A 19,780-nucleotide genomic window follows, 5' to 3' on the forward strand; every position below is an offset into this window, starting at 1 on the left:
CGTGCAGAGTTGTATGCACGGGAACCTTTGCCGCGTAGCCTAAGCAAGCGCGCGGCAGCATCAACCCAAAACGCGGCGTCACAAACCATGTCCCATCCATTGCGTCTTTCCGCCGATCAGTCTGGCATCACCGAGGCAGCAAGGCTGTTGCGGGACGGCGCGCTGGTCGCCCTGCCCACGGAAACCGTCTACGGGCTTGGGGCCGATGCGCGAAATGACCGCGCCGTCGCGCGCATTTTCGAGGCAAAGGGCCGACCGAGCTTCAATCCGCTGATCGTGCATGTGCCGGATGTCGAGGCCGCCCGCACCTATGTGCACTGGACGCAAACCGCCGATCTGCTCGCCTCGGCCTTCTGGCCCGGCGCGCTGACACTGGTCCTGCCACTGCGCGCGGACAGCGGCATCGCGCCGCTGGTCTCTGCCGGATTGTCCACCGTTGCGGTGCGCGTCCCGGCCCATCCTTTGGCGCAAAAGCTGCTGCGCGAATTTGGCGGCCCGATTGCTGCGCCCTCTGCCAACCGCTCTGGCCAGATCAGCCCGACCACACCCGACCATGTGGCCCAAGGCCTTGGCGCGCGCGTCGCGGCGATCCTTGATGGTGGGCCGTGCCCTGTGGGGGTCGAATCGAGCATCGTTGACGCAACGGGTACTGCCAGCCTATTGCGGCCGGGCGGCATTCCGGCCGAGGCGCTGGAACAGGCGCTTGGTCATCCGCTGGGCATGCGCGACGGTGCCGACGCGATCTCTGCCCCCGGCCAGCTTCGGTCCCATTATGCGCCTTCCGCAACCGTTCGGCTGAACGCGACTGACTGGCGCGAAGGCGAAGCAACGCTTGGGTTCGGGAAGGTGGCGGCCGATCTCAACCTGTCGCCCTCGGGCGATCTGACAGAGGCTGCGGCCAATCTATTTGGCCACCTCCACACACTAGATGCGTCCGGTCGGCCCATCGCCGTTGCGCCGATCCCCATGCACGGGCTGGGCGCGGCAATCAACGATCGGCTGAGCCGCGCCGCTGCGCCACGCGACTGATCGGCTTTGCCCGACCGATCGCACGCGACAGTCAGTGGTCTTTCGTGGCGCAACGCATCACCGGGGTCATCTGTGGTGCAGTCAACGCCCCCCCACAGCCGACAGAAAACTACAAAGCTGAGGCTTATCTAGGCCCGCCCGGCATCCGGCGACAATGCCAGGGCTGCCACGCCCAAGGTTTCCAGCGCGGCTTCCCATTTTTCCGTGTCGGGTATGTCAAAAACCAATGCTTTGGAGGCCTCGCAGGTCAGCCAGCCATTCTCGACAATCTCGGATTCGAGCTGCCCCGGCCCCCATCCGGCATAGCCCAACAGCATCAATTGCCGTTCTGGCCCCTTTCCGGACCCGATATCTTCGAGAATATCCAAGGTCGCGGTCATTGCAAAACCGCCGGGCACCTTCAGCGTCGAGACCACGGATTCGTATTCGTCCGAATGCAGAACAAAGCCGCGCCCCTGCTCCACCGGACCACCGAAACGCACAGGCTGCTTCATGTGATCGCCCGACGCCTCGATCGACAATTGATCCAGCAACGCCTCCATCGTGACATCTGGCGTCGGCTTGTTCAGGATCAGGCCCATCGCGCCCTCATCGGAATGCGCGCATAGGAACACGACTGAACGATCAAACCTTGGATCGCCCATGCCCGGCATGGCGATCAACAACTTGCCGGTAAGGTCGGTGGTTTCGGTCATTTCGGTCAGCACTCCCCGGTTGGTGCCTTCTGACAATGGCCTCGCGCATCCGCAGGTTCAAGGGCTGCGCTCATATGCGCCTCGCCGGAAAGTGACTTGGCATTTCAGGCAGCATGGCCCATTTCCAAGGAATGATACGTCGTATGATAACTGCCGCAGTACTGAGCCTTGGCCTTTTTGGCACCGCCTTGCAGGCCGCAGGCTCGTCCTCGCCGATCCGGGCAGAACTGTTGCCGGGCTGGCGATTGGCCTCTGGCGATCACATTGCAGCCCTTCGGCTGGTCATGTCGCCGGGGTGGAAAACCTACTGGCGCGCGCCGGGCGATGCGGGCATTCCGCCGGTCTTTGGCTGGCAAGGCTCGCAAGGCGTGTCCGGTGTTCAAGTCACATGGCCGGTGCCGCATGTATTTGATCAGCAGGGGATGCAGTCCATTGGCTACACCAAAGAGGTCATCCTGCCCCTGCGCATTTCCACGACAAGCGATGACATTGCCCTGAATGGCCGCGTTCAGATCGGCATCTGCAAGGACATCTGCATCCCGGAAGAGCTGCGTTTTCGCGCCGATCTGTCCGCCAGGAACGCACGTCCGGACCCGCGCATTTCTGCCGCGATGGCGAATGTGCCGCTAACCTCGACAGAGGCTGGCGTGGGCCGTGTGAGTTGCGAACTGGCACCGTCCCGCGATGGTCTGACCGTCACCGCGCGCATCGATATGCCCAGCGCCGGAGGAACCGAGGTTGCAGTGGTAGAGACCGCCAATCCCTATCTCTGGGTGGCCGAGGCGCGAAGCGAACGGCAGGCGGGCACTTTGGTTGCACGCTCCGAAATCATGCATGTGAACGGCAAGGCTTTTGCCCTGAAACGCGACGGTATTCGGATCACGGTGCTCGGCAGTAAGAGGGCCGTGGACATTCAGGGCTGCCCCGCGCCCTGACCCGCTTGTCCGCTGCCTGTTCCGGTCAAATCCGCCTGCGATCAGGACGGGACAGCATCCACGCCACGGCGCTTAGCACATAGATCGACAGCACCAATACGGCGCTGCCCGCAATAAACAGCGCAAGGGCGGCCGTCAGCGGTGCAATCCCTGCCAGCATCGGCAGCGCGGCAAGAAACACGGGCAGCAGCGCGCCGGTCAGCACGACATAGCCCAGCGTCGCCGCCAGCCAGCCCAGCACAGCCAACAGCGCAGCACCCATTCCCAGCCGCACGGCCGAGCGGCGAAAGCGCAGCGCGGTCTTCAGCGCCGCCATTTGCCGCGACACGTCATGCTGCATCGCGATCAGCGACGGCACGACCAAAAGCACCAGCAGCATGCCAAACCCCAGCCCGTAGACCAGCGTGATCACCGTAGGTTTCAGGAATTGCGCATCGGCAGAGCGTTCATATAGCAGCGGTGCCAGTCCCAGCACGGTTGTGGCCGTGGTCAGCATCACCGGGCGCAACCTGTCCGCCGCGCCGTCAATGATCGACGGCACAAGCCCGCGCTCTTCGGCGTATTCGTCAATCGTCGTTACCAGCACGATGGAATCGTTGATGATGATGCCCGTCATCCCCAGCAGACCCACGACCGAGAACATGCTTAGCGGCACATCCCATAGCGCATGGCCGTAGATCGTCCCGACAAGGCCAAACGGGATGATCGCCATCACCACAAGCGGCCGTGTCCAACTGGCAAAGACCCAGGCCAGCACGACATAGATGCCCAGCAGTACAAGGATCAGCCCGGTGCGCGCGTCATTCAGGAAACGGTCTTCCTGTTCGGACAGGCCGGACAAATGCCATTCAACCTGCTGTTCCGCCGCAATCCTGGGCAGGATGTCCTGCTCCAGCAACAGACTGATCTCTTCGGCGCGCGCGGGATCATCCTCGGATATATCGCCAGTGACCGAGATCAACCGCACGCCGTTCTCGCGCCGAACCGTGGAAAAGCCGGTGCTGCGTGTCACACTGACAATATCGGCAAGCGGTACATATTCGCCCGCAGGCGTGCGCATCTGCGTGCGTTCCAGAAAATCTGCCGTCAACTCACCATCCGGCAGTTCCACCCGGATCGCCGCACTGCGCGGCCCGTCCGGATAGGTCGCGGCCTCGATCCCGCCCAGACGGTTGCGCAAAACGCGACCCAACCCGTCAATGGTAAAGCCAAGCGCCTGCCCTTGTGCGGTCAACTCCAGGATCAGCTCTTCCTTGTCATAGGCCAGATTGTCCTCGACCGCTGAGACCTCGGGGAATTGCAGCAGCGCAGATTTCAGCGTCTCAGAGGCCTGTTTCAGCGTCTCCGCGCTGGCACCGGAAAATTGCACATCCAACGCATCACCCCCCGGCCCCGACCGCCCGCCGCGAAAACTGACCGTCTCGGCCAGCGGATGCATCTGCACGGCGTCCTGCAACTCTCCGACGAATGCAAAGGACGAATAGGGGCGCAAGTCAGACTCGATCAGTTCAATGGAGATCCCGCCCAGTTGATCGGCATCCTTCGTGTCGGTTCCCGACAAGCCGCGCCCGGCATTGCCGCCGATCTCTGCGATGACATAATCCAGCGGGTTAAGGCCGTAGCGGTCCTCATACTCCTTGGCCAATGCCTCGGTCGCGCGTTGCATCTCGTGCATCATTTCCAGCGTGTCGGCGCGCGTCGCCCCTGGTGCCATGGCGAAGTTGCCGGTGACAGAGGCCTGCTCGGGGGCGTTGAAGAACCGCCATTGCACATCGCCGCGCACCAGCAGCGCAACCTGACTTGCCAGCAGCGCAATCGTCATCGCAAACACCACATAGCGGGCCTTGACGACACCCGCGATCAGTTGCCGGAACAGGTTTTTCCGTACCCAGCGAAAACCTCGATTTACCAATCGCGACGGCAGGTCATACCAATGCTCCTTGGCGGAATGTGCCAGAGCGTGGCTCATGTGATTCGGCAGGATCAGGAAACATTCCACCAGCGACGCCAGAAGAACAACGATCACCGTAAACGGAATATCAGAGATCAGATCGCCAAAGCGCCCGCCCACCGCGACCAACCCGAAAAAGGCGATCACTGTGGTCAGCGTAGCGGAAAACACCGGCAGCGCCATCCGGCGCGCGGCGTTTTCAGCCGCTTCAACCGGGGTCAGGTTGTGGCGCGACAGGTGGTCGGCATGTTCGCCCACGACAATTGCATCATCCACCACGATGCCCAGCGTGATGATAAGCGCAAACAGCGAGATCATGTTGATCGTGATCCCGAACAGGAACATCAGCGCAATCGCCGCCAGCATCGAGGTGGGAATACCCAGTGCCACCCAGAACGCCGTCCGCGCGTTCAGGAACAAGAACAGCAAAAGCAGGACAAGCCCCAAGCCCGTCGCGCCATTGTAGAGCAGAATTGTCAGCCGTGCGGTGATCGCTTCGGCGCGGGTGCGGATCAGGTCGATGCTGACACCCGCTGGCAGGCTCGCCTGCATGTCGCGCGCGACCTCCTCGACGGTACGCTGGATGCCGATCGCATCCCCCTTGTCGGACCGATCAACGCGGACGGACAGGGCTGGATTCTCGCCTACAAAATAACTGCGTTGCCGGTCAATCCCCTCGACGCGGATCACCGCCACGTCCCCGACGGTCAGGTTCGACCCGTCCGAATTTGACCGCAAGACGATGTCGGCGATCTGGGCGGCAGAGCGCTTTTCCACCCCGGTACGCACCCGCGCATTGGCACCGCCCACATCGCCGGCCGGGTCTGCATCGACCTCTTCGGCAATCGCCGCAGCAATCTCGGCCATTGTCACATCATGGGCGATCAGGTTGGCGCTTGGCACCTCGATCACCGTTTCGGGTGCGGCCAAACCGCGAACCGTTGTCCGGGTAACGCCTTCGGTGAACAGCCGCGCGACCAGCTCATCCGCGAACCGGCCCAGTTGATCAACGCCGACGGGCCCGGTGATCACCAGATCGGTGACCCTGTCGCGCCACGTTCCACGACGCACTTCGGGATCTTCGGCATCCTCGGGCAGCGTGCTGACGGCATCGACGGCAGACTGCACATCATCCGCCGCCCGGCTCATATCCCAACCGGGTTCAAACTCCAGCCGGACGCTGGCAGAGCCTTCCCGCGAGGCGGATTCAGTGCTTTCCACCCCCTCAACCGCCATCAGGGCAGGCTCCAGCACCTGCACGATGGCCCCGTCCACATCAGACGCTCCAGCACCGTCCCAGCGGACAGAGACCGACACATTGTCAAGGATCACATCCGGGAAGAACTGCGCCCGCATGCGTGGCAATGCCATAAGTCCCGCGGCAATCAGCAGCACCAGCAGCAGGTTCGCCATGGTCCGGTGCCGGGTGAAATAGGACAGGATACCACCGGCACCGTCTGGAATGGCTCGCATACGCCCTACCCCCCGATCCGCGATTCAAGGCGCTGTACCGTTGCCGCGGGCACTCTGGTCTCTTCAAGCTGCGACAAAAGCTGCGCCTTGGCTTCGGCAGGCATCCGGTTATTGGCCTCGACAAAGGCCACCAGCCGCGCCCGACGCTCTTCGGTCAGTTCCAGAAGATCCGGCTCTGCGGGAGGCTTTGCACCGCCCGGCTGTAGCGCCCGGACTTTGATGCCCGCCCCCAGCAAAGGCGATCGTTCCGCCACAACGCTGCGGCCAGCCAGCCCTTCGCCTCGCACCAGTACCTCGTCGCCCTGACGCCGCAGCAAACGGACCGGCTGGCTGGCCAGCCTCTGGTCCTCGCCGAGGATCAGCACCTCCGACGCCGCATTCAGGGCCGAGGCCGGCAGGCGCACGACCCGCTCCAACGGCGGCTCGACGATTTCTACAGTGACAAAATCGCCGGGCTTGAAACCGGCAGCCTCCTCCAGACGCGCAAACAGCAGCCGACCGGTCTGCCCCTCGCCCACGGACGCCCCCTCGCGGTTCAGCACGCCCTGCGCGGTCAGGTTCGATCCGAAAAGGTCCAGCGTCACCGTCACCGGCGCGTCCTGCAAAAGGCCCGCACCGTCCAGCAAGCGCACATATTGCTGTGTCGAAACCCGGAACGCCACCTCCAAGGCATCTGAATCAAGCAATTCCGCCATTTGTTCATTGGTCGACACAAGCCGCCCCTCGACCACGCTGACGGCGCTCAGCAGACCAGAAAACCCGGCCCGTAATTCGGTATCCGCCAGCCGCCGCTCGGCCTCTGCCAAGGCAATCGCAGTGCGCGCCAAGGTCGTCGCCGCCTGATCGATGCGGGCCTCTGCCTGCGCCACCGCCTGCCGCCGCGCCAACACGGCCTGCCGCGCAGACGAGGCTGTTAGCTCGGCCTCTTCCACTGCCGCGGCTGTCCCGACGCCCCGGTCCACCAGATCACGTTGTCGCACAGCAGCGCGGTTGCGCAATTCGAACTGCTCTTCGGCGGCGGCCTGTTCGTCACGCGCCAGATCCAGCGCCCGTGCCGCCTCGCGCGCTTCGGCCTCGGCATCCAGAATATCGCTCTTGACCCGATCCAGCGCCGCCTGCGCATCTGCGGGATCAATCCGCGCCAACAATTGTCCGGCCTCGACACGCCCGCCCTCGACGAAGGCTGGGTCCAGTTCGCGAAGCGCCCCGCTGGCAGCAGCCCGTATTTCCAATGTCCGACGGCTCTGCACCTCGCCGTAGGATTGCAAAATAGGCGAAAGCGTTTCCTCTTCCGCCACAATCACATTCACCGCAAATATTCGCTCCCGCGCCTCAACCGCGCGCGGCGCGCGTCCTAAACGATCCTCGACCGCTTCACGCACGGTCTGAGCTGCATAGACCAGAACCCCCAATGTCAAAGACAGAAGGAACAGGCCAGTCAGGCTTTTTCTCAGAAATCGCATCGCCGCCACATACTCCAAACGGATGGCTCCGCCACCACTGCCCAAGTCTACCCGGCCCGGATACCATGCCAAGCCACAAGACTGTTACGCGTCAGCCAGGCATTTCCGTCACAAAGTTTCCCGACCACGGCGTTTTTAACGTCATTCTGCCGCGACATGATCCCTGCCCATTCTCATTGGCAAAAATACTCCGGGGAGCGCGAGGGGCTGGCCCCTCGTTCCCTACCTCACCTCAAGGCCCGGACCTTTCGACTGGAAAATGGTCTTCTCACCGGATCATCCGGGGCAGCCCAAAGCTACTTCCGCCGCAGATGTTCATCCAAGCGGGGCATGATCTCGACGAAGTTGCAGGGCCGGTGACGGTAGTCGAGCTGGAAGGCCAGGATCTCGTCCCAGGCGTCCTTGCAGGCCCCCGGACTGCCCGGCAGGGCGAAAAGATAGGTGCCCTGAGCAACGCCACCTGTTGCCCGGCTCTGCACGGCACTCGTGCCGATCTTCTTCATGGAAACGATGGTGAACACCGTCCCGAACGCGTCGATCTCTTTTTCATAGACGTCGCGATGTGCCTCGACGGTTACGTCGCGCCCCGTCAAGCCTGTGCCACCCGTGGAAATCACGACATCCACCTCCGGGTCCGCGCACCAGTTGCGCAACTGTGCGGCGATCGCCTCACGCTCGTCGCGGATGATATTGCGGTCTGCCAGGGCATGTCCGGCGGCTTCAATCCGCGCCACCAGGGCGTCGCCGGACCTGTCGTCGGCAAGCGCCCTGCTGTCGCTGACGGTCAGCACGGCGATGCGCACCGGCACAAATGGTTTGTCTTCGTCAATCTTGCTCATGTCCGCCCTTTCAGCCGTGCATTCACCTCAAGCAGGTCCGCCCATGCCTCGCGTTTGGCAGCCGGTTTGCGCAACAGGTAAGCGGGATGAAACATCGGCATCACCGGTTTGCCGAATGCCTCGGCCCAGCCCCCCCGCAAGCGGGTAATGCCACGCCGTCCCAGCAACGCCTGACACGAGATATTGCCCACCGCGACCAAAATCTCTGGCTGCGCCAGTGCAATGTGGCGTTCCAGAAACGGCAGCATCATCGCAATCTCTTCCGCCTCGGGGTCACGATTGCGCGGCGGCCGCCAGGGCAACACATTGGCGATATAGACCGCGTCCACGACCTGCGCGGCACCACGACTCAATCCGATTGCCGCAAACATCCGGTCCAGCAATTGCCCCGCGCGTCCGACAAACGGCTTGCCTTGCAAATCCTCTTCGCGCCCCGGCGCCTCCCCGACGATCATCAACCGCGCGCCCGGCATCCCGTCCGAAAACACCAGTTGGCGCGCGCCGCGTTTCAACTCGCAATGCGGGAAGGCGTCCATCGCTGTGCGCAACGCCTCAAGGCTGTTGGCCGACTCTGCCGACGATCGCGCCTCTGCCACTGCGTCAACGCGCGGCGTCGTCGGACCGCGCACCGGGCCCGCAGCAACGCCCGGCTTCGCAACCTCAGTTTTCAGCGTCGCGGCAACCTCATAGCGGTTGACCGGCGTGTCACCCACCGCGTCTGTCGCGCCCAGTTCGACCTGCCATTCCAGCAGTGCCCGCGCTCTATGCCAATCCATCGCCGAATCCATGGCGCTACCCTACTGCCGTGTTCGCGCGGGGGGAAGGTCCGGCACCGGTCCGAGGCAGCCCTTGCCGCCCGCCGCCCCACTTCCTATAAGCCCCACAGTCACGGCAGGGAGCCCGCCCATGCGCTTTTCACACAAGCATCTTCTGGGAATAGAACCGCTCGCCCCGCATGAGATCTCCATGATCCTCGATTTGGCAGAGCGGTATGTCGATCTGAATCGCGGCCGCGCCAAACATGGCGACGCGCTGGCGGGTCTGACCCAGATCAACATGTTCTTCGAAAACTCCACCCGGACGCAGGCGAGTTTTGAGCTGGCCGGAATGCGGCTTGGCGCGGATGTGATGAACATGTCGATGCAGGCGTCCTCCATCAAGAAGGGCGAAACGCTGATCGACACGGCGCTGACGCTGAACGCCATGCATCCCGATCTTCTGGTGGTGCGGCATCCGCATTCGGGCGCGGTGGACCTGCTGGCACAAAAGGTCAACTGCGCCGTCCTGAATGCGGGCGATGGCCGACACGAACATCCGACACAAGCCTTGCTGGACGCGCTGACCATCCGGCGCGCCAAGGGGCGGCTGCACCGGCTAAGCGTCGCGATTTGCGGCGATATTGCCCATAGCCGCGTTGCACGGTCGAACATTCTGCTGCTGGGCAAGATGGAAAACCGGGTAAAGCTGATCGGCCCGCCTACCCTGATGCCCGCTGGCATCGCGGAGTTCGGCGTCGAGGTCTATCAGGACATGGCCGAAGGCCTGCAAGATGTGGACGTGGTGATGATGCTGCGCCTTCAGAAAGAGCGCATGGATGGCGGCTTCATCCCGTCAGAGCGCGAATATTACCACCGTTTCGGGCTGGACGCCCAAAAACTGGCCCATGCCAAGCCGGACGCTATTGTCATGCATCCTGGCCCGATGAATCGCGGGGTCGAGATTGACGGCACCATCGCCGACGATATCAACCGTTCTGTCATTCAGGAACAGGTCGAAATGGGCGTCGCGGTGCGCATGGCCGCAATGGACATACTGGCCCGCAATCTGCGCGCAACCCCGCAAGAGGTACTGGCATGAGTGACCGTTTCAACATTCCCGCGCATGAGGCAGAAGTTGTCCGCGTATTTCTGATCGACCTGCCGGGTGACGGGCAGCGACAGACCTTTCTGGATGACAGCGAAGGGACATGGGGGCCGATCACGGCGCTGAACCCCACCGCTGAAGGCAAGCCGTTTACGAGGATGGATCGCAGCTACATGGATGTGGTCGATCCGGGAGATCTTGATGAGGTGGGCCTTAGCGGGTTGCTGATCGAAGGGTACGGCATCGCAGAGGCAGAGGTCGCTCCGCTGCGTGCCCGCCTGGATGCGATCCGCGACAGCGTGCTGATCGTCGGATCGCGCGCGTTTGCCGGAGATGCGGTGACAGTCGAACCACGCGCACCGCTGAGATGGATCGCGACGCTTCGCCAGGAACCCGCGCGCGAAACAATGGAACAGCTTCATTCTGCATCGGCCATGGGGCAGGTTTCAGCCGATGACGCGGCTGAACCGGTCAAACCCGCCCTGCCAATGGTCTTGAAGCTTACACTGTTTCTGATGGCGGTTGCCGTGGTCGTCGCAATTGTGCTGGGCATTTCAGGGGCTGGCGAATGACTACGGATGTACATGCGGGTCAGCCAATTTCGCGGATGGGGTGCAGGATATGACAACACTTCTGTGCAATGCCCGGCTGATTGATCCCGAAGCCGGGACAGACAGTATAGGTGCGGTTCTGATCCACGGCGCGGAAATCAGTGCCGTCCTGACCGATGTCTCCGAAATCGAGGGTGCCAGGGCGCGCGCCGCGCATATTCTTGACTGCGGTGGGAAATGCCTCGCACCCGGCATTGTCGATCTGGGCGTGAAGGTCTGCGAACCGGGCGAACGCCACAAGGAAAGCTTTGGCTCTGCCGGATTGGCGGCTGCGGCGGGCGGTGTGACCACGATCATCACCCGGCCAGACACGCTGCCCGCAATCGACACGCCCGAGACGCTGGAATTCATCCGCCGCCGCGCCAACGAGGCCGCCCCCGTCCACGTCCTGCCCATGGCCGCGCTGACCAAGGGCCGCGAGGGTCGCGAAATGACCGAAATCGGGTTCCTGCTGGATGCGGGTGCGGTGGCGTTTTCGGATTGTGACCATGTGGTGCGCGACACCAAGGTGCTGTCGCGGGCGCTGACCTATGCGCGCAGCCTTGGGGCGCTTGTCGTGGGCCACCCGCAGGAACCGACGCTTTCGGCGGGTGCCGCAGTGACGTCGGGCAAATTTGCCTCGCTGCGCGGGTTGCCTGCGGTTTCGCCTATGGCCGAGCGTATGGGGATGGACCGTGATATTGCCCTGCTGGAAATGACCGGGGCGCGCTATCACGCCGACCAGATCACCACCGCCCGCGCCCTGCCCGCGCTGGAACGGGCCCGGCGCAACGGGCTGGACATCACCGCCGGCGCGTCGATTCACCACCTGACGCTGAACGAGCTGGACGTGGCCGACTATCGTACCTTCTTCAAGCTGAAACCGCCGCTCCGGTCCGAAGATGATCGGCTGGCCGTGGTCGAGGCGCTGGCCTCCGGCCTGATTGATACGCTGAGTTCAATGCACACTCCACAGGACGAAGAAAGCAAACGCCTGCCCTATGAAGAGGCTGCCTCTGGCGCGGTCGGGTTGGAAACGCTGCTGCCTGCCGCGTTGCGCCTTGTTCATGCTGGCCATCTGGACCTGCCCGCGCTGTTCCGGGCGCTGTCGCTTAACCCGGCAAAACGGTTGGGGCTGCCCTGTGGTCGACTGAGCAAAGGTGCACCCGCCGATCTGGTGCTGTTCGACCCTGATACCCCGTTCATCATGGACCGCTACACGTTACGATCCAAGTCGCGCAACACGCCCTTTGACGGCCAAAGGATGCAAGGTAGGGTTCTGGCAACCTATGTCAGCGGCCAACAGGTCTACGGGAGAGAGTGATGCCGATCATCGAACATTCAGCCGCAATTCTCGCGGCTTGGGCGGTTATCGGCTATCTTCTGGGCTCTGTGCCGTTTGGCATGGTCATCACCCGCGCCATGAACCTTGGCAATCTGCGCGAGATCGGCTCTGGCAATATCGGCGCGACCAACGTGCTGCGCACCGGCAACAAGGGCGCGGCGCTGGCGACATTGTTGCTGGATGGCGCGAAAGGCGCGGTTGCGGTGCTGATCGCCCGCGTGCTGGCCGGTGAAGATGCGGCGCAGATCGCGGGGCTTGCCGCCTTTGTCGGTCATTGCTGGCCCGTGTGGCTGGGCTTTCGCGGTGGCAAGGGCGTGGCAACCTTCCTTGGCCTGATGCTGGCGCTGGCCTGGCCGGTGGGGCTGGCCTGCTGTGCGACATGGGCCGCAGCTTTCGCCGCGACGCGCATATCCTCGGCAGGCGCTTTGGTCGCCGCGGCAAGCACCGCGCTATGGGTCTTGATCCTCGGGCCATTCCGCATCTTTGTGCTGGCACTCATCCTGACAGTGCTGGTCTTTCTGCGGCACAGCGCCAATATCACCCGGCTGCGCGCCGGGACGGAACCCAAGGTCGGCCAAAAGAAAACGCCCGAAAGCTAAAGCTTCCCCGCCAGATGCAGGTCCAGATCACCAATCCGGTCCTGCCCCCAGAAACGCTGATCGGTATCGGTGATGTAGAACGGCGCGCCAAACACGCCACGGCTCACCGCCTCTTCAAGGTTGGCCGCATAGGTTTCGGCCCCGGTCAGCAACCCCGCATCGGCGAGCGACGGGGCAAACCCGGCTTTTTCCAGACAATCGCGGATCACGTCATCCTGTGCGATGTCACGGTCCTCTGCCCAGCAGGCGCGCAGGAACGAATGCACAAGAGCGCCCAGATCGCCGCCGCCCGCATTCTGTGCCGCGATAATCGCATAGCCAGAAGGCGCGGCATTGGTTGGCCAATGCGCAGGTTTGATGTTCAGCGGCATGTCCAGTTTCTTCGCCTGACGAACGATCTCCTGTACCCGCCACTCCTGACGCGAAACGTGCCGCTGCATCGGCGGCGTGCCACCCGTCCGCCCGAATGCCGTAATCAGGTCGAACGGTTTGTAGGTGATGGTCGCGCCATGTTTTTGCGCCACTTCTTCCAGACGCAAGCCTGCAAGATAGGAATAGAGCGAAAGCGTGGTGAAGAAGTAATCGATATGAGCCATTTGGTCCCTCTGATGCCGGAGCAGCTTTGCGGGACCGTAACCGCGTGCTAAGCGGTGCGCAATCTCTCGATTCTCTTGTCACAGACCTGCGCGGAGCCCTCCAGACACATGCCTTCGATCATCGAACCCAAGATTATTTCCGGCAATGCCAACCTGCCATTGGCCACCTCAATCGCACGGCGCATGTCGATGCACCGTGGCATGAATATCGGCCTCGTGGATGCACGGGTCGAACGGTTCAACGATCAGGAAATCTTTGTCGAAGTCTACGAGAACGTCCGTGGCGAGGATATGTTCATCATCCAGCCGACATCGAATCCCGCCAATGACAACCTGATGGAACTGCTGATCATGTCGGACGCGTTGCGCAGATCAAGTGCTGCGCGCATCACGGCGGTGATCCCCTATTTTGGCTATGCGCGGCAGGATCGCAGATCAAAAGCCCGCACGCCCATCTCTGCCAAGCTGGTCGCGAACATGATCGTCGAATCCGGGATCGAGCGGGTCTTGACGATGGATCTGCACGCGGCACAGATTCAGGGGTTCTTCGACATTCCCGTCGACAACCTTTATGCCAGCCCGATCTTCGCGCTGGACATCCTTCACCAGTTCAAGGGGCAACTGAGCGACGTCATGGTGGTGTCTCCGGATGTTGGTGGCGTTGCACGGGCGCGTGAATTGGCCAAGCGGATCAATGCGCCGCTGGCAATCGTCGACAAGCGCCGTGAAAAACCGGGCGAAATTGCCGAAATGACTGTGATCGGCGATGTCAGCGGCAAGAAATGCATCATCGTGGACGATATTTGCGACACGGCCGGCACCTTGTGCAAAGCGGCCGAAGTGCTGATGGAGCACGGCGCAACCGAAGTTCATTCCTACATCACCCACGGCGTGCTGTCCGGCCCGGCGGTAGAGCGGATCACAAATTCCGTAATGAAATCGCTGGTTGTTACAGATTCGATCCACGCCCCAGAGCCGGTCAGGAATGCCTCCAATATCCGCATCGTGCCGACTGCCCCGATGTTTGCTCAGGCGATCCTGAACATCTGGAACGGCACCTCGGTTTCGTCGCTGTTCGAGACAGAGACCCTGACGCCGATCTATGAGGGCATGTACTTCACCTGAGACGCTGCTCTGGCGGATCAGAACGGGAAGATCATCCTTTGCCCCGGCGTGTTGCGCCGGGCAAAGGACTGACTGCCGGGTTCATTGTAGCCTGCTTCCCCGATCCCACGGGCACGAACCGCAACGTCCAGCCACGATTGCCACATAGAACAAGGGGCACCGCTTTCGCGACGCCCCTTATTTTGTATGGTTTATTGCAGTGGATCAGAGCGACGGTTGTTTCGTCGACAGTCCGATCTTGCCGCCGATCGCGACCATGTCGTGCAGCAGTTTCACCGCGTCATCAACCGGGCCAGGCTCGTTCTTGAACACTTCCTTGGCCTTGCCATAGGCTTGGTGTGCCTCGTCAACCAGCGCCTCATAGGTGGCTTGGTCAACGTCAGTGCGGTGCATCGCTTTCTCGGCCAGAACGGTCACGCCCTCACCCAGTTCGGCAAACCCGCCGGTCACGATGTATTCTTCGGCACCCTTTTCGGTCTCGACACGCAAGATGCCGGGGCGCAGCGTGGTCAGCGTCGGCGCATGGTTCGGCAGCGCCGTCAGGTCACCTTCGGCGCCCGGAATCTCGACCGATAGCACGGGGCCCGACATCAGGCTGCGTTCCGGGCTTACCAGATTGAATTGCATAGTTTCAGCCATTTGGGCCTCCTGTCAGGCGCGGGGGGCGCGGCCCCCCGCAAGCTCAAGCAATTAGGCGGCGTCTGCGGCCATGCGCTCTGCCTTGGCCTTCACCTCGTCGATGCCGCCAACCATGTAGAAAGCGCCTTCGGGGAGGTGATCGTATTCGCCAGCGACAACGGCCTTGAACGACGCGATGGTTTCTTCCAGCGGAACCTGAACACCGTCAGAGCCGGTGAACACTTTCGCCACGTCGAACGGCTGCGACAGGAAGCGCTGAAGCTTCCGCGCGCGTGCCACGGTCAGTTTGTCCTCTTCGCTCAACTCGTCCATCCCGAGAATGGCGATAATGTCTTGCAGCGACTTGTAGCGCTGAAGGATCTGCTGAACGTCAGTCGCGACCTTGTAGTGCTCTTCGCCAAGCACGGCCGGGTCAAGCAGGCGCGAGGTCGAGTCGAGCGGGTCAACCGCCGGATAGATCCCGAGTTCCGAAATCGCACGCGACAGAACGGTTGTCGCATCGAGGTGCGCAAACGAGGTTGCAGGTGCAGGGTCGGTAAGGTCATCCGCGGGAACGTAGACGGCCTGAACCGATGTAATCGAACCGGCTTTGGTCGATGCGATACGTTCCTGCATGGCGCCCATGTCGGTGGCCAGTGTCGGCTGATAGCCCACAGCGGAAGGAATACGGCCAAGCAGGGCCGACACCTCGGAACCCGCCTGCGTGAAGCGGAAGATGTTGTCGACGAAGAACAGAACGTCCGAACCGGATTCGTCGCGGAACTGCTCGGCCAGGGTCAGACCCGACAGCGCGATCCGCATACGCGCACCGGGAGGCTCGTTCATCTGGCCGTAAACCAGCGAAATTTTCGATTCCGACAGGTTGTCGGGCACGATAACACCGGATTCGATCATCTCGTGATACAGGTCGTTGCCTTCCCGCGTCCGCTCGCCCACGCCGGCGAAAACCGACAGGCCCGAATGCACTTTGGCGATGTTGTTGATCAGTTCCATGATGAGAACCGTCTTGCCCACGCCGGCACCGCCGAACAGGCCAATCTTGCCACCCTTGGTGTAGGGGGCCAGAAGGTCGATCACCTTGATGCCTGTCACCAGGATCTCGGTTTCGGTGGACTGCTCGGCAAAGGCCGGTGCTTCGCCATGAATCGCGCGGGTGCCGGTGGATTCAACCGGGCCCTTTTCGTCAACCGGATCACCGGTAACGTTCAGAATGCGGCCCAGTGTTCCGGTGCCAACAGGCATCTGGATCTGGCCGTCAGTGTCAGTCACTTCCTGACCGCGCACCAGACCTTCGGTCGCGTCCATCGCGATGGTCCGGACGGTGTTTTCACCAAGGTGCTGTGCAACTTCCAGAACCAGTGTCTTGCCATTGTTGTCAGTGGTCAATGCGTTCAGGATCTGCGGCAGATGATCGCCGAACTGCACGTCGACAACGGCGCCGATCACCTGAGTGATTTTGCCTTTTGCGTTTGCCATGTTTCGTCTCCGGTTCCTTAGAGCGCCTCAGCGCCCGAGATAATTTCGATAAGCTCGTTGGTGATGACGGCCTGACGCGAGCGGTTAAATTCGATCGTCAGCTTGTCGATCATCTCGCCTGCGTTACGGGTTGCGTTATCCATGGCAGACATCCGTGCGCCCTGTTCGCTGGCACCGTTTTCAAGCAGAGCTGCGAAGATCTGGGTCGCCACACCGCGCGGCAGCAAGTCGGCAAGGATCGCCTCTTCGCTGGGCTCGTATTCGTAGACGGTGGCGGCTGAATCGCCTTCGTCTTCGGCGGTGTCGAATTTTGCCGGAATGATCTGCTGTGCCATCGGGGTCTGTGCGACCACGTTGACAAACTCCGAATAGAAGATCGTCGCGACGTCAAATTCACCTTCATCAAAGCGTGACAAGACATTCTTGGCAATGCCCTGTGCGTCGGCATAGCCAACACGCTTGACCTCGCTCATGTCGACATGCTCGATGAACAGCTTGCCGAAGTCGCGCCTCATACTGTCGCGCCCCTTCTTGCCAACGGTGATGATTTTCACCGTCTTGCCCTTGGCCAACAAGTCCGTCGCATGCTGCTTTGCAAGTTTTGCGATATTGGCGTTGAAACCACCGCAAAGGCCACGCTCAGCCGTCATGACGACCAACAGGTGCACGTCGTCACTGCCAGTTCCGCGCAGCAAGCGTGGCGCGGAATCCGACCCGGCGACAGACGCCGCCAACTGCCCGAGCACTTCGTTGAAGCGCTCGGCATAGGGGCGGGCGGCCTCGGCAGAGTCCTGCGCGCGGCGCAGTTTCGCCGCGGCAACCATCTGCATGGCCTTGGTGATCTTGCGGGTCGATTTGACCGACTCGATCCGATTTTTCAGGTCCTTGAGACTCGGCATAGGCCTATCTCCTTCTTATGCGAAGTCTGCGGCGTATTCGTCCAGTGCGGCGCGGATCTTGTCTTCGGCTTCGCCCTTGATCTTGGGATCTTCCTTGGTGATGAAGTCCAGCAGATCAGAGTGTTTGCCGCGCAGATGCTGCAACAGACCCTGCTCGAAACGACCCACGTCCTTGACGGCGATCTTGTCGAGGTAGCCTTTGGTGCCCGCGAAGATCACGCAGACGATTTCCGCGTTGGTCAGCGGCGAATATTGCGGCTGCTTCATCAGTTCTGTCAGGCGCGCACCGCGGTTCAGCAACTGCTGGGTTGCGGCGTCAAGGTCAGACCCGAACTGCGCAAAGGCCGCCATTTCGCGGTACTGGGCAAGCTCCAGCTTCACCGGACCCGCGACAGATTTCATCGCGTTGGTCTGCGCCGAAGACCCAACCCGCGACACCGACAGACCGGTGTTCACGGCAGGACGGATGCCCTGGTAGAACAGTTCGGTTTCAAGGAAGATCTGACCGTCGGTGATGGAGATCACGTTGGTCGGAATAAAGGCCGAAACGTCGCCACCCTGGGTTTCGATGATCGGCAGCGCCGTCAGCGATCCGTTGCCGTGATCGTCGCCCAGTTTGGCGGACCGTTCGAGCAGACGGGAGTGAAGGTAGAAAACGTCGCCAGGATAGGCTTCGCGGCCCGGCGGACGGCGCAGAAGCAGCGACATCTGGCGATAGGACACGGCCTGTTTGGAAAGGTCATCATACACGATCAGCGCGTGGCGGCCGTTGTCGCGGAAATGCTCTGCCATCGCGGTCGCGGAATACGGTGCAAGGAACTGCATTGGCGCGGGATCGGAAGCGGTGGCCGCAACAACGATGGAATACTCCATCGCGCCGGTCTCTTCGAGCTTCTTGACCAACTGCGCAACGGTGGAACGTTTCTGACCGATGGCAACATAAACGCAGTAAAGCTTCTTGCCCTCGTCGTCGCCTGCGGCTTCGTTATAGGACTTCTGGTTCAGGATCGCGTCAAGTGCGACAGCGGTCTTGCCGGTCTGACGGTCGCCAATGATCAGCTCGCGCTGGCCACGGCCGATCGGGATCATCGCGTCGATCGACTTCATGCCGGTTGCCATCGGCTCGTGCACCGATTTACGCGGGATGATGCCGGGTGCCTTGACGTCGGCAATGCCGCGCTTGGACGCATTGATCGGGCCTTTGCCATCCAGCGGGTTGCCCAGACCGTCAACAACACGGCCCAGCAGTTCGTCACCGATCGGCACGTCCACGATGGAATTCGTGCGCTTGACGGTGTCGCCTTCCTTGATGTCCCGGTCGGAACCGAAAATAACCACACCGACGTTGTCGGATTCAAGGTTCAGCGCCATGCCCTGGATACCGCCGGGAAACTCGACCATCTCGCCCGCCTGGACGTTGTCGAGACCGTAGACTCGCGCGATACCGTCACCGACGGACAGCACGCGGCCCACTTCAGCAACTTCGGCCTCCTGACCAAAGTTCTTTATCTGCTCCTTTAGGATCGCAGAAATCTCGGCTGCTTGGATACCCATTTATCCGACCTCTTTCATTGCATTCTGGAGGGAATTGAGCTTGGAGCGGATCGACGTGTCGATCATCTTCGAGCCCACCTTGACGACAAGACCGCCGATGAGGCTTTCATCGACGGTCGCATTAATCTTGACGTCCTTGCCCACCTGGGCCTTGAGCGTCTTGGAAAGTTCTTCTGCCTGCGCAGGCGTCAGCGCCTTGGCCGAGACAACATCTGCGGTCACCTCACCATTTTCGACGGCAATCATCGCGCGCAGCTGGTCGATCATCGCAGGCACCACGAAAAGGCGGCGCTTGGACGCCATCAGGCTCAGCGCGTTTTGCAAGGCCTGCATCAGGCCCGCCTTCTTGGCAATCGCGTCGATTGCCTGACGCTGTTCGTCCCGACCGTAGATCGGCGACGTGATAAGCGCGCGCAAATCTGCGCTCTCTTTCAGGGCTCCGTGAAGCTCATCGAGGTTGCTTTCCAATTGGGCAAGCCCGTTATTCTCCTTGGCAATCTCAAACACTGCTGTCGCATAGCGTTCGGCGATGCCGGAGGAAATCGAAGCTGATTCAGACACGTCCACCCTTCCGATATCTTTGCCCCGAAACCCTGCCGCTAATGGCATTGCGTCCGGGGGTGTTGTGCCCCGGATCGGTCCGGGGCGACTAAATCAGCGCGGATGTAGCAGAGGCGTCCTCACCTAGCAACATAGTAGAGGTGAATAA

Annotated in this window: 18 protein-coding genes; 7 read left to right on the forward strand and 11 right to left on the reverse strand. The window is 61.6% G+C overall.

Annotation, left to right across the window (positions count from 1 at the left end):
* Nucleotides 1-87 precede the first annotated feature (87 nt).
* Complete coding sequence (locus DMZ65_RS12840) at nt 88-1,029, forward strand: L-threonylcarbamoyladenylate synthase (RefSeq protein ID WP_116599288.1); 942 nt, start codon at nt 88-90, stop codon at nt 1,027-1,029.
* A 128-nt stretch (nt 1,030-1,157) separates the two neighbouring features.
* Here DMZ65_RS12840 and DMZ65_RS12845 read toward each other — a convergent pair whose 3' ends face one another.
* The gene (locus DMZ65_RS12845) at nt 1,158-1,724 is read right to left on the reverse strand and encodes a YqgE/AlgH family protein (RefSeq protein ID WP_116599335.1); all 567 of its coding nucleotides are present in this window, start codon (nt 1,722-1,724) and stop codon (nt 1,158-1,160) included.
* 131 nt (nt 1,725-1,855) lie between these two features.
* Here DMZ65_RS12845 and DMZ65_RS12850 point away from each other — a divergent pair, with 131 nt between their 5' ends.
* Complete coding sequence (locus DMZ65_RS12850) at nt 1,856-2,659, forward strand: protein-disulfide reductase DsbD domain-containing protein (RefSeq protein ID WP_116599289.1); 804 nt, start codon at nt 1,856-1,858, stop codon at nt 2,657-2,659.
* Nucleotides 2,660-2,684: 25 nt separating this feature from the next.
* Here the strand turns inward: DMZ65_RS12850 and DMZ65_RS12855 are convergent, their stop codons facing one another.
* The 4 genes from DMZ65_RS12855 to DMZ65_RS12870 all read right to left on the reverse strand — a co-directional run bounded on the left by DMZ65_RS12855 (nt 2,685) and on the right by DMZ65_RS12870 (nt 9,173).
* The gene (locus DMZ65_RS12855) at nt 2,685-6,083 is read right to left on the reverse strand and encodes an efflux RND transporter permease subunit (protein WP_116599290.1); all 3,399 of its coding nucleotides are present in this window, start codon (nt 6,081-6,083) and stop codon (nt 2,685-2,687) included.
* Between the two features lie 5 nt (nt 6,084-6,088).
* Nucleotides 6,089-7,546, reverse strand: coding sequence for an efflux RND transporter periplasmic adaptor subunit (locus tag DMZ65_RS12860; protein ID WP_116599336.1), 1,458 nt, complete (start codon nt 7,544-7,546; stop codon nt 6,089-6,091).
* Between the two features lie 296 nt (nt 7,547-7,842).
* Complete coding sequence (moaB, locus tag DMZ65_RS12865) at nt 7,843-8,385, reverse strand: molybdenum cofactor biosynthesis protein B (protein ID WP_116599291.1); 543 nt, start codon at nt 8,383-8,385, stop codon at nt 7,843-7,845.
* A complete protein-coding gene (locus DMZ65_RS12870; protein WP_116599292.1) occupies nt 8,382-9,173 on the reverse strand; it encodes a uracil-DNA glycosylase in 792 nt (263 codons plus the stop codon). Before DMZ65_RS12870 ends, moaB begins: the two co-directional genes overlap by 4 nt.
* Nucleotides 9,174-9,291: 118 nt before the next feature.
* On the opposite strand from DMZ65_RS12870, the gene DMZ65_RS12875 reads away from it, so the two are divergent.
* The 4 genes from DMZ65_RS12875 to plsY are packed head-to-tail and all read left to right on the forward strand — an operon-like array spanning nt 9,292 to nt 12,782.
* Nucleotides 9,292-10,242, forward strand: coding sequence for an aspartate carbamoyltransferase catalytic subunit (locus DMZ65_RS12875; RefSeq protein WP_116599293.1), 951 nt, complete (start codon nt 9,292-9,294; stop codon nt 10,240-10,242).
* A complete protein-coding gene (locus DMZ65_RS12880) occupies nt 10,239-10,820 on the forward strand; it encodes a hypothetical protein (protein ID WP_116599294.1) in 582 nt (193 codons plus the stop codon). Before DMZ65_RS12875 ends, DMZ65_RS12880 begins: the two co-directional genes overlap by 4 nt.
* 49 nt (nt 10,821-10,869) lie before the next feature.
* Nucleotides 10,870-12,162, forward strand: a complete 1,293-nt coding sequence (gene pyrC / locus DMZ65_RS12885; protein WP_116599295.1) for a dihydroorotase — start codon at nt 10,870-10,872, stop codon at nt 12,160-12,162.
* Nucleotides 12,162-12,782: a glycerol-3-phosphate 1-O-acyltransferase PlsY gene (gene plsY, locus DMZ65_RS12890; RefSeq protein WP_116599296.1), complete on the forward strand. Its 621-nt coding sequence runs from the start codon at nt 12,162-12,164 to the stop codon at nt 12,780-12,782. Before pyrC ends, plsY begins: the two co-directional genes overlap by 1 nt.
* Here plsY and DMZ65_RS12895 read toward each other — a convergent pair.
* Nucleotides 12,779-13,378, reverse strand: coding sequence for a 2-hydroxychromene-2-carboxylate isomerase (locus tag DMZ65_RS12895; RefSeq protein WP_116599297.1), 600 nt, complete (start codon nt 13,376-13,378; stop codon nt 12,779-12,781). The genes plsY and DMZ65_RS12895 overlap by 4 nt on opposite strands.
* Nucleotides 13,379-13,486: 108 nt before the next feature.
* Here DMZ65_RS12895 and DMZ65_RS12900 point away from each other — a divergent pair, with 108 nt between their 5' ends.
* Nucleotides 13,487-14,503 (forward strand): ribose-phosphate pyrophosphokinase, encoded by a 1,017-nt coding sequence (locus tag DMZ65_RS12900; protein WP_116599298.1) that lies wholly within the window; start codon nt 13,487-13,489, stop codon nt 14,501-14,503.
* Nucleotides 14,504-14,707: 204 nt separating this feature from the next.
* On the opposite strand, the gene DMZ65_RS12905 is transcribed toward DMZ65_RS12900, so the two are convergent.
* The 5 genes from DMZ65_RS12905 to DMZ65_RS12925 are packed head-to-tail and all read right to left on the reverse strand — an operon-like array spanning nt 14,708 to nt 19,638.
* Nucleotides 14,708-15,142 carry a F0F1 ATP synthase subunit epsilon gene (locus DMZ65_RS12905; protein WP_116599299.1) on the reverse strand — a complete coding sequence of 145 codons (435 nt, stop codon included), beginning with the start codon at nt 15,140-15,142 and terminating at the stop codon, nt 14,708-14,710.
* Between the two features lie 51 nt (nt 15,143-15,193).
* Nucleotides 15,194-16,618, reverse strand: coding sequence for a F0F1 ATP synthase subunit beta (gene atpD, locus DMZ65_RS12910; RefSeq protein WP_116599300.1), 1,425 nt, complete (start codon nt 16,616-16,618; stop codon nt 15,194-15,196).
* A gap of 17 nt (nt 16,619-16,635) precedes the next feature.
* Nucleotides 16,636-17,517 (reverse strand): F0F1 ATP synthase subunit gamma, encoded by an 882-nt coding sequence (locus tag DMZ65_RS12915; protein ID WP_116599301.1) that lies wholly within the window; start codon nt 17,515-17,517, stop codon nt 16,636-16,638.
* Between the two features lie 15 nt (nt 17,518-17,532).
* The gene (gene atpA, locus DMZ65_RS12920; protein WP_116599302.1) at nt 17,533-19,071 is read right to left on the reverse strand and encodes a F0F1 ATP synthase subunit alpha; all 1,539 of its coding nucleotides are present in this window, start codon (nt 19,069-19,071) and stop codon (nt 17,533-17,535) included.
* Nucleotides 19,072-19,638, reverse strand: coding sequence for a F0F1 ATP synthase subunit delta (locus tag DMZ65_RS12925; RefSeq protein WP_116599303.1), 567 nt, complete (start codon nt 19,636-19,638; stop codon nt 19,072-19,074).
* Nucleotides 19,639-19,780 lie beyond the last annotated feature (142 nt).

This window comes from Primorskyibacter marinus (genome assembly GCF_003313245.1).
GTDB classification, from domain to species: Bacteria; Pseudomonadota; Alphaproteobacteria; order Rhodobacterales; family Rhodobacteraceae; genus Primorskyibacter; species Primorskyibacter marinus.

What these genes read in the sequence shown, in the direction of transcription:
- DMZ65_RS12840 (WP_116599288.1), top strand. Translation starts at nt 88, where the DNA reads ATGTCCCATCCATTGCGTCTTTCCGCCGATCAGTCTGGCATCACCGAG.
- DMZ65_RS12845 (WP_116599335.1), bottom strand. Translation starts at nt 1,724, where the DNA reads ATGACCGAAACCACCGACCTTACCGGCAAGTTGTTGATCGCCATGCCG.
- DMZ65_RS12850 (WP_116599289.1), top strand. Translation starts at nt 1,856, where the DNA reads ATGATACGTCGTATGATAACTGCCGCAGTACTGAGCCTTGGCCTTTTT.
- DMZ65_RS12855 (WP_116599290.1), bottom strand. Translation starts at nt 6,083, where the DNA reads ATGCGAGCCATTCCAGACGGTGCCGGTGGTATCCTGTCCTATTTCACC.
- DMZ65_RS12860 (WP_116599336.1), bottom strand. Translation starts at nt 7,546, where the DNA reads ATGCGATTTCTGAGAAAAAGCCTGACTGGCCTGTTCCTTCTGTCTTTG.
- moaB (WP_116599291.1), bottom strand. Translation starts at nt 8,385, where the DNA reads ATGAGCAAGATTGACGAAGACAAACCATTTGTGCCGGTGCGCATCGCC.
- DMZ65_RS12870 (WP_116599292.1), bottom strand. Translation starts at nt 9,173, where the DNA reads ATGGATTCGGCGATGGATTGGCATAGAGCGCGGGCACTGCTGGAATGG.
- DMZ65_RS12875 (WP_116599293.1), top strand. Translation starts at nt 9,292, where the DNA reads ATGCGCTTTTCACACAAGCATCTTCTGGGAATAGAACCGCTCGCCCCG.
- DMZ65_RS12880 (WP_116599294.1), top strand. Translation starts at nt 10,239, where the DNA reads ATGAGTGACCGTTTCAACATTCCCGCGCATGAGGCAGAAGTTGTCCGC.
- pyrC (WP_116599295.1), top strand. Translation starts at nt 10,870, where the DNA reads ATGACAACACTTCTGTGCAATGCCCGGCTGATTGATCCCGAAGCCGGG.
- plsY (WP_116599296.1), top strand. Translation starts at nt 12,162, where the DNA reads ATGCCGATCATCGAACATTCAGCCGCAATTCTCGCGGCTTGGGCGGTT.
- DMZ65_RS12895 (WP_116599297.1), bottom strand. Translation starts at nt 13,378, where the DNA reads ATGGCTCATATCGATTACTTCTTCACCACGCTTTCGCTCTATTCCTAT.
- DMZ65_RS12900 (WP_116599298.1), top strand. Translation starts at nt 13,487, where the DNA reads ATGCCTTCGATCATCGAACCCAAGATTATTTCCGGCAATGCCAACCTG.
- DMZ65_RS12905 (WP_116599299.1), bottom strand. Translation starts at nt 15,142, where the DNA reads ATGGCTGAAACTATGCAATTCAATCTGGTAAGCCCGGAACGCAGCCTG.
- atpD (WP_116599300.1), bottom strand. Translation starts at nt 16,618, where the DNA reads ATGGCAAACGCAAAAGGCAAAATCACTCAGGTGATCGGCGCCGTTGTC.
- DMZ65_RS12915 (WP_116599301.1), bottom strand. Translation starts at nt 17,517, where the DNA reads ATGCCGAGTCTCAAGGACCTGAAAAATCGGATCGAGTCGGTCAAATCG.
- atpA (WP_116599302.1), bottom strand. Translation starts at nt 19,071, where the DNA reads ATGGGTATCCAAGCAGCCGAGATTTCTGCGATCCTAAAGGAGCAGATA.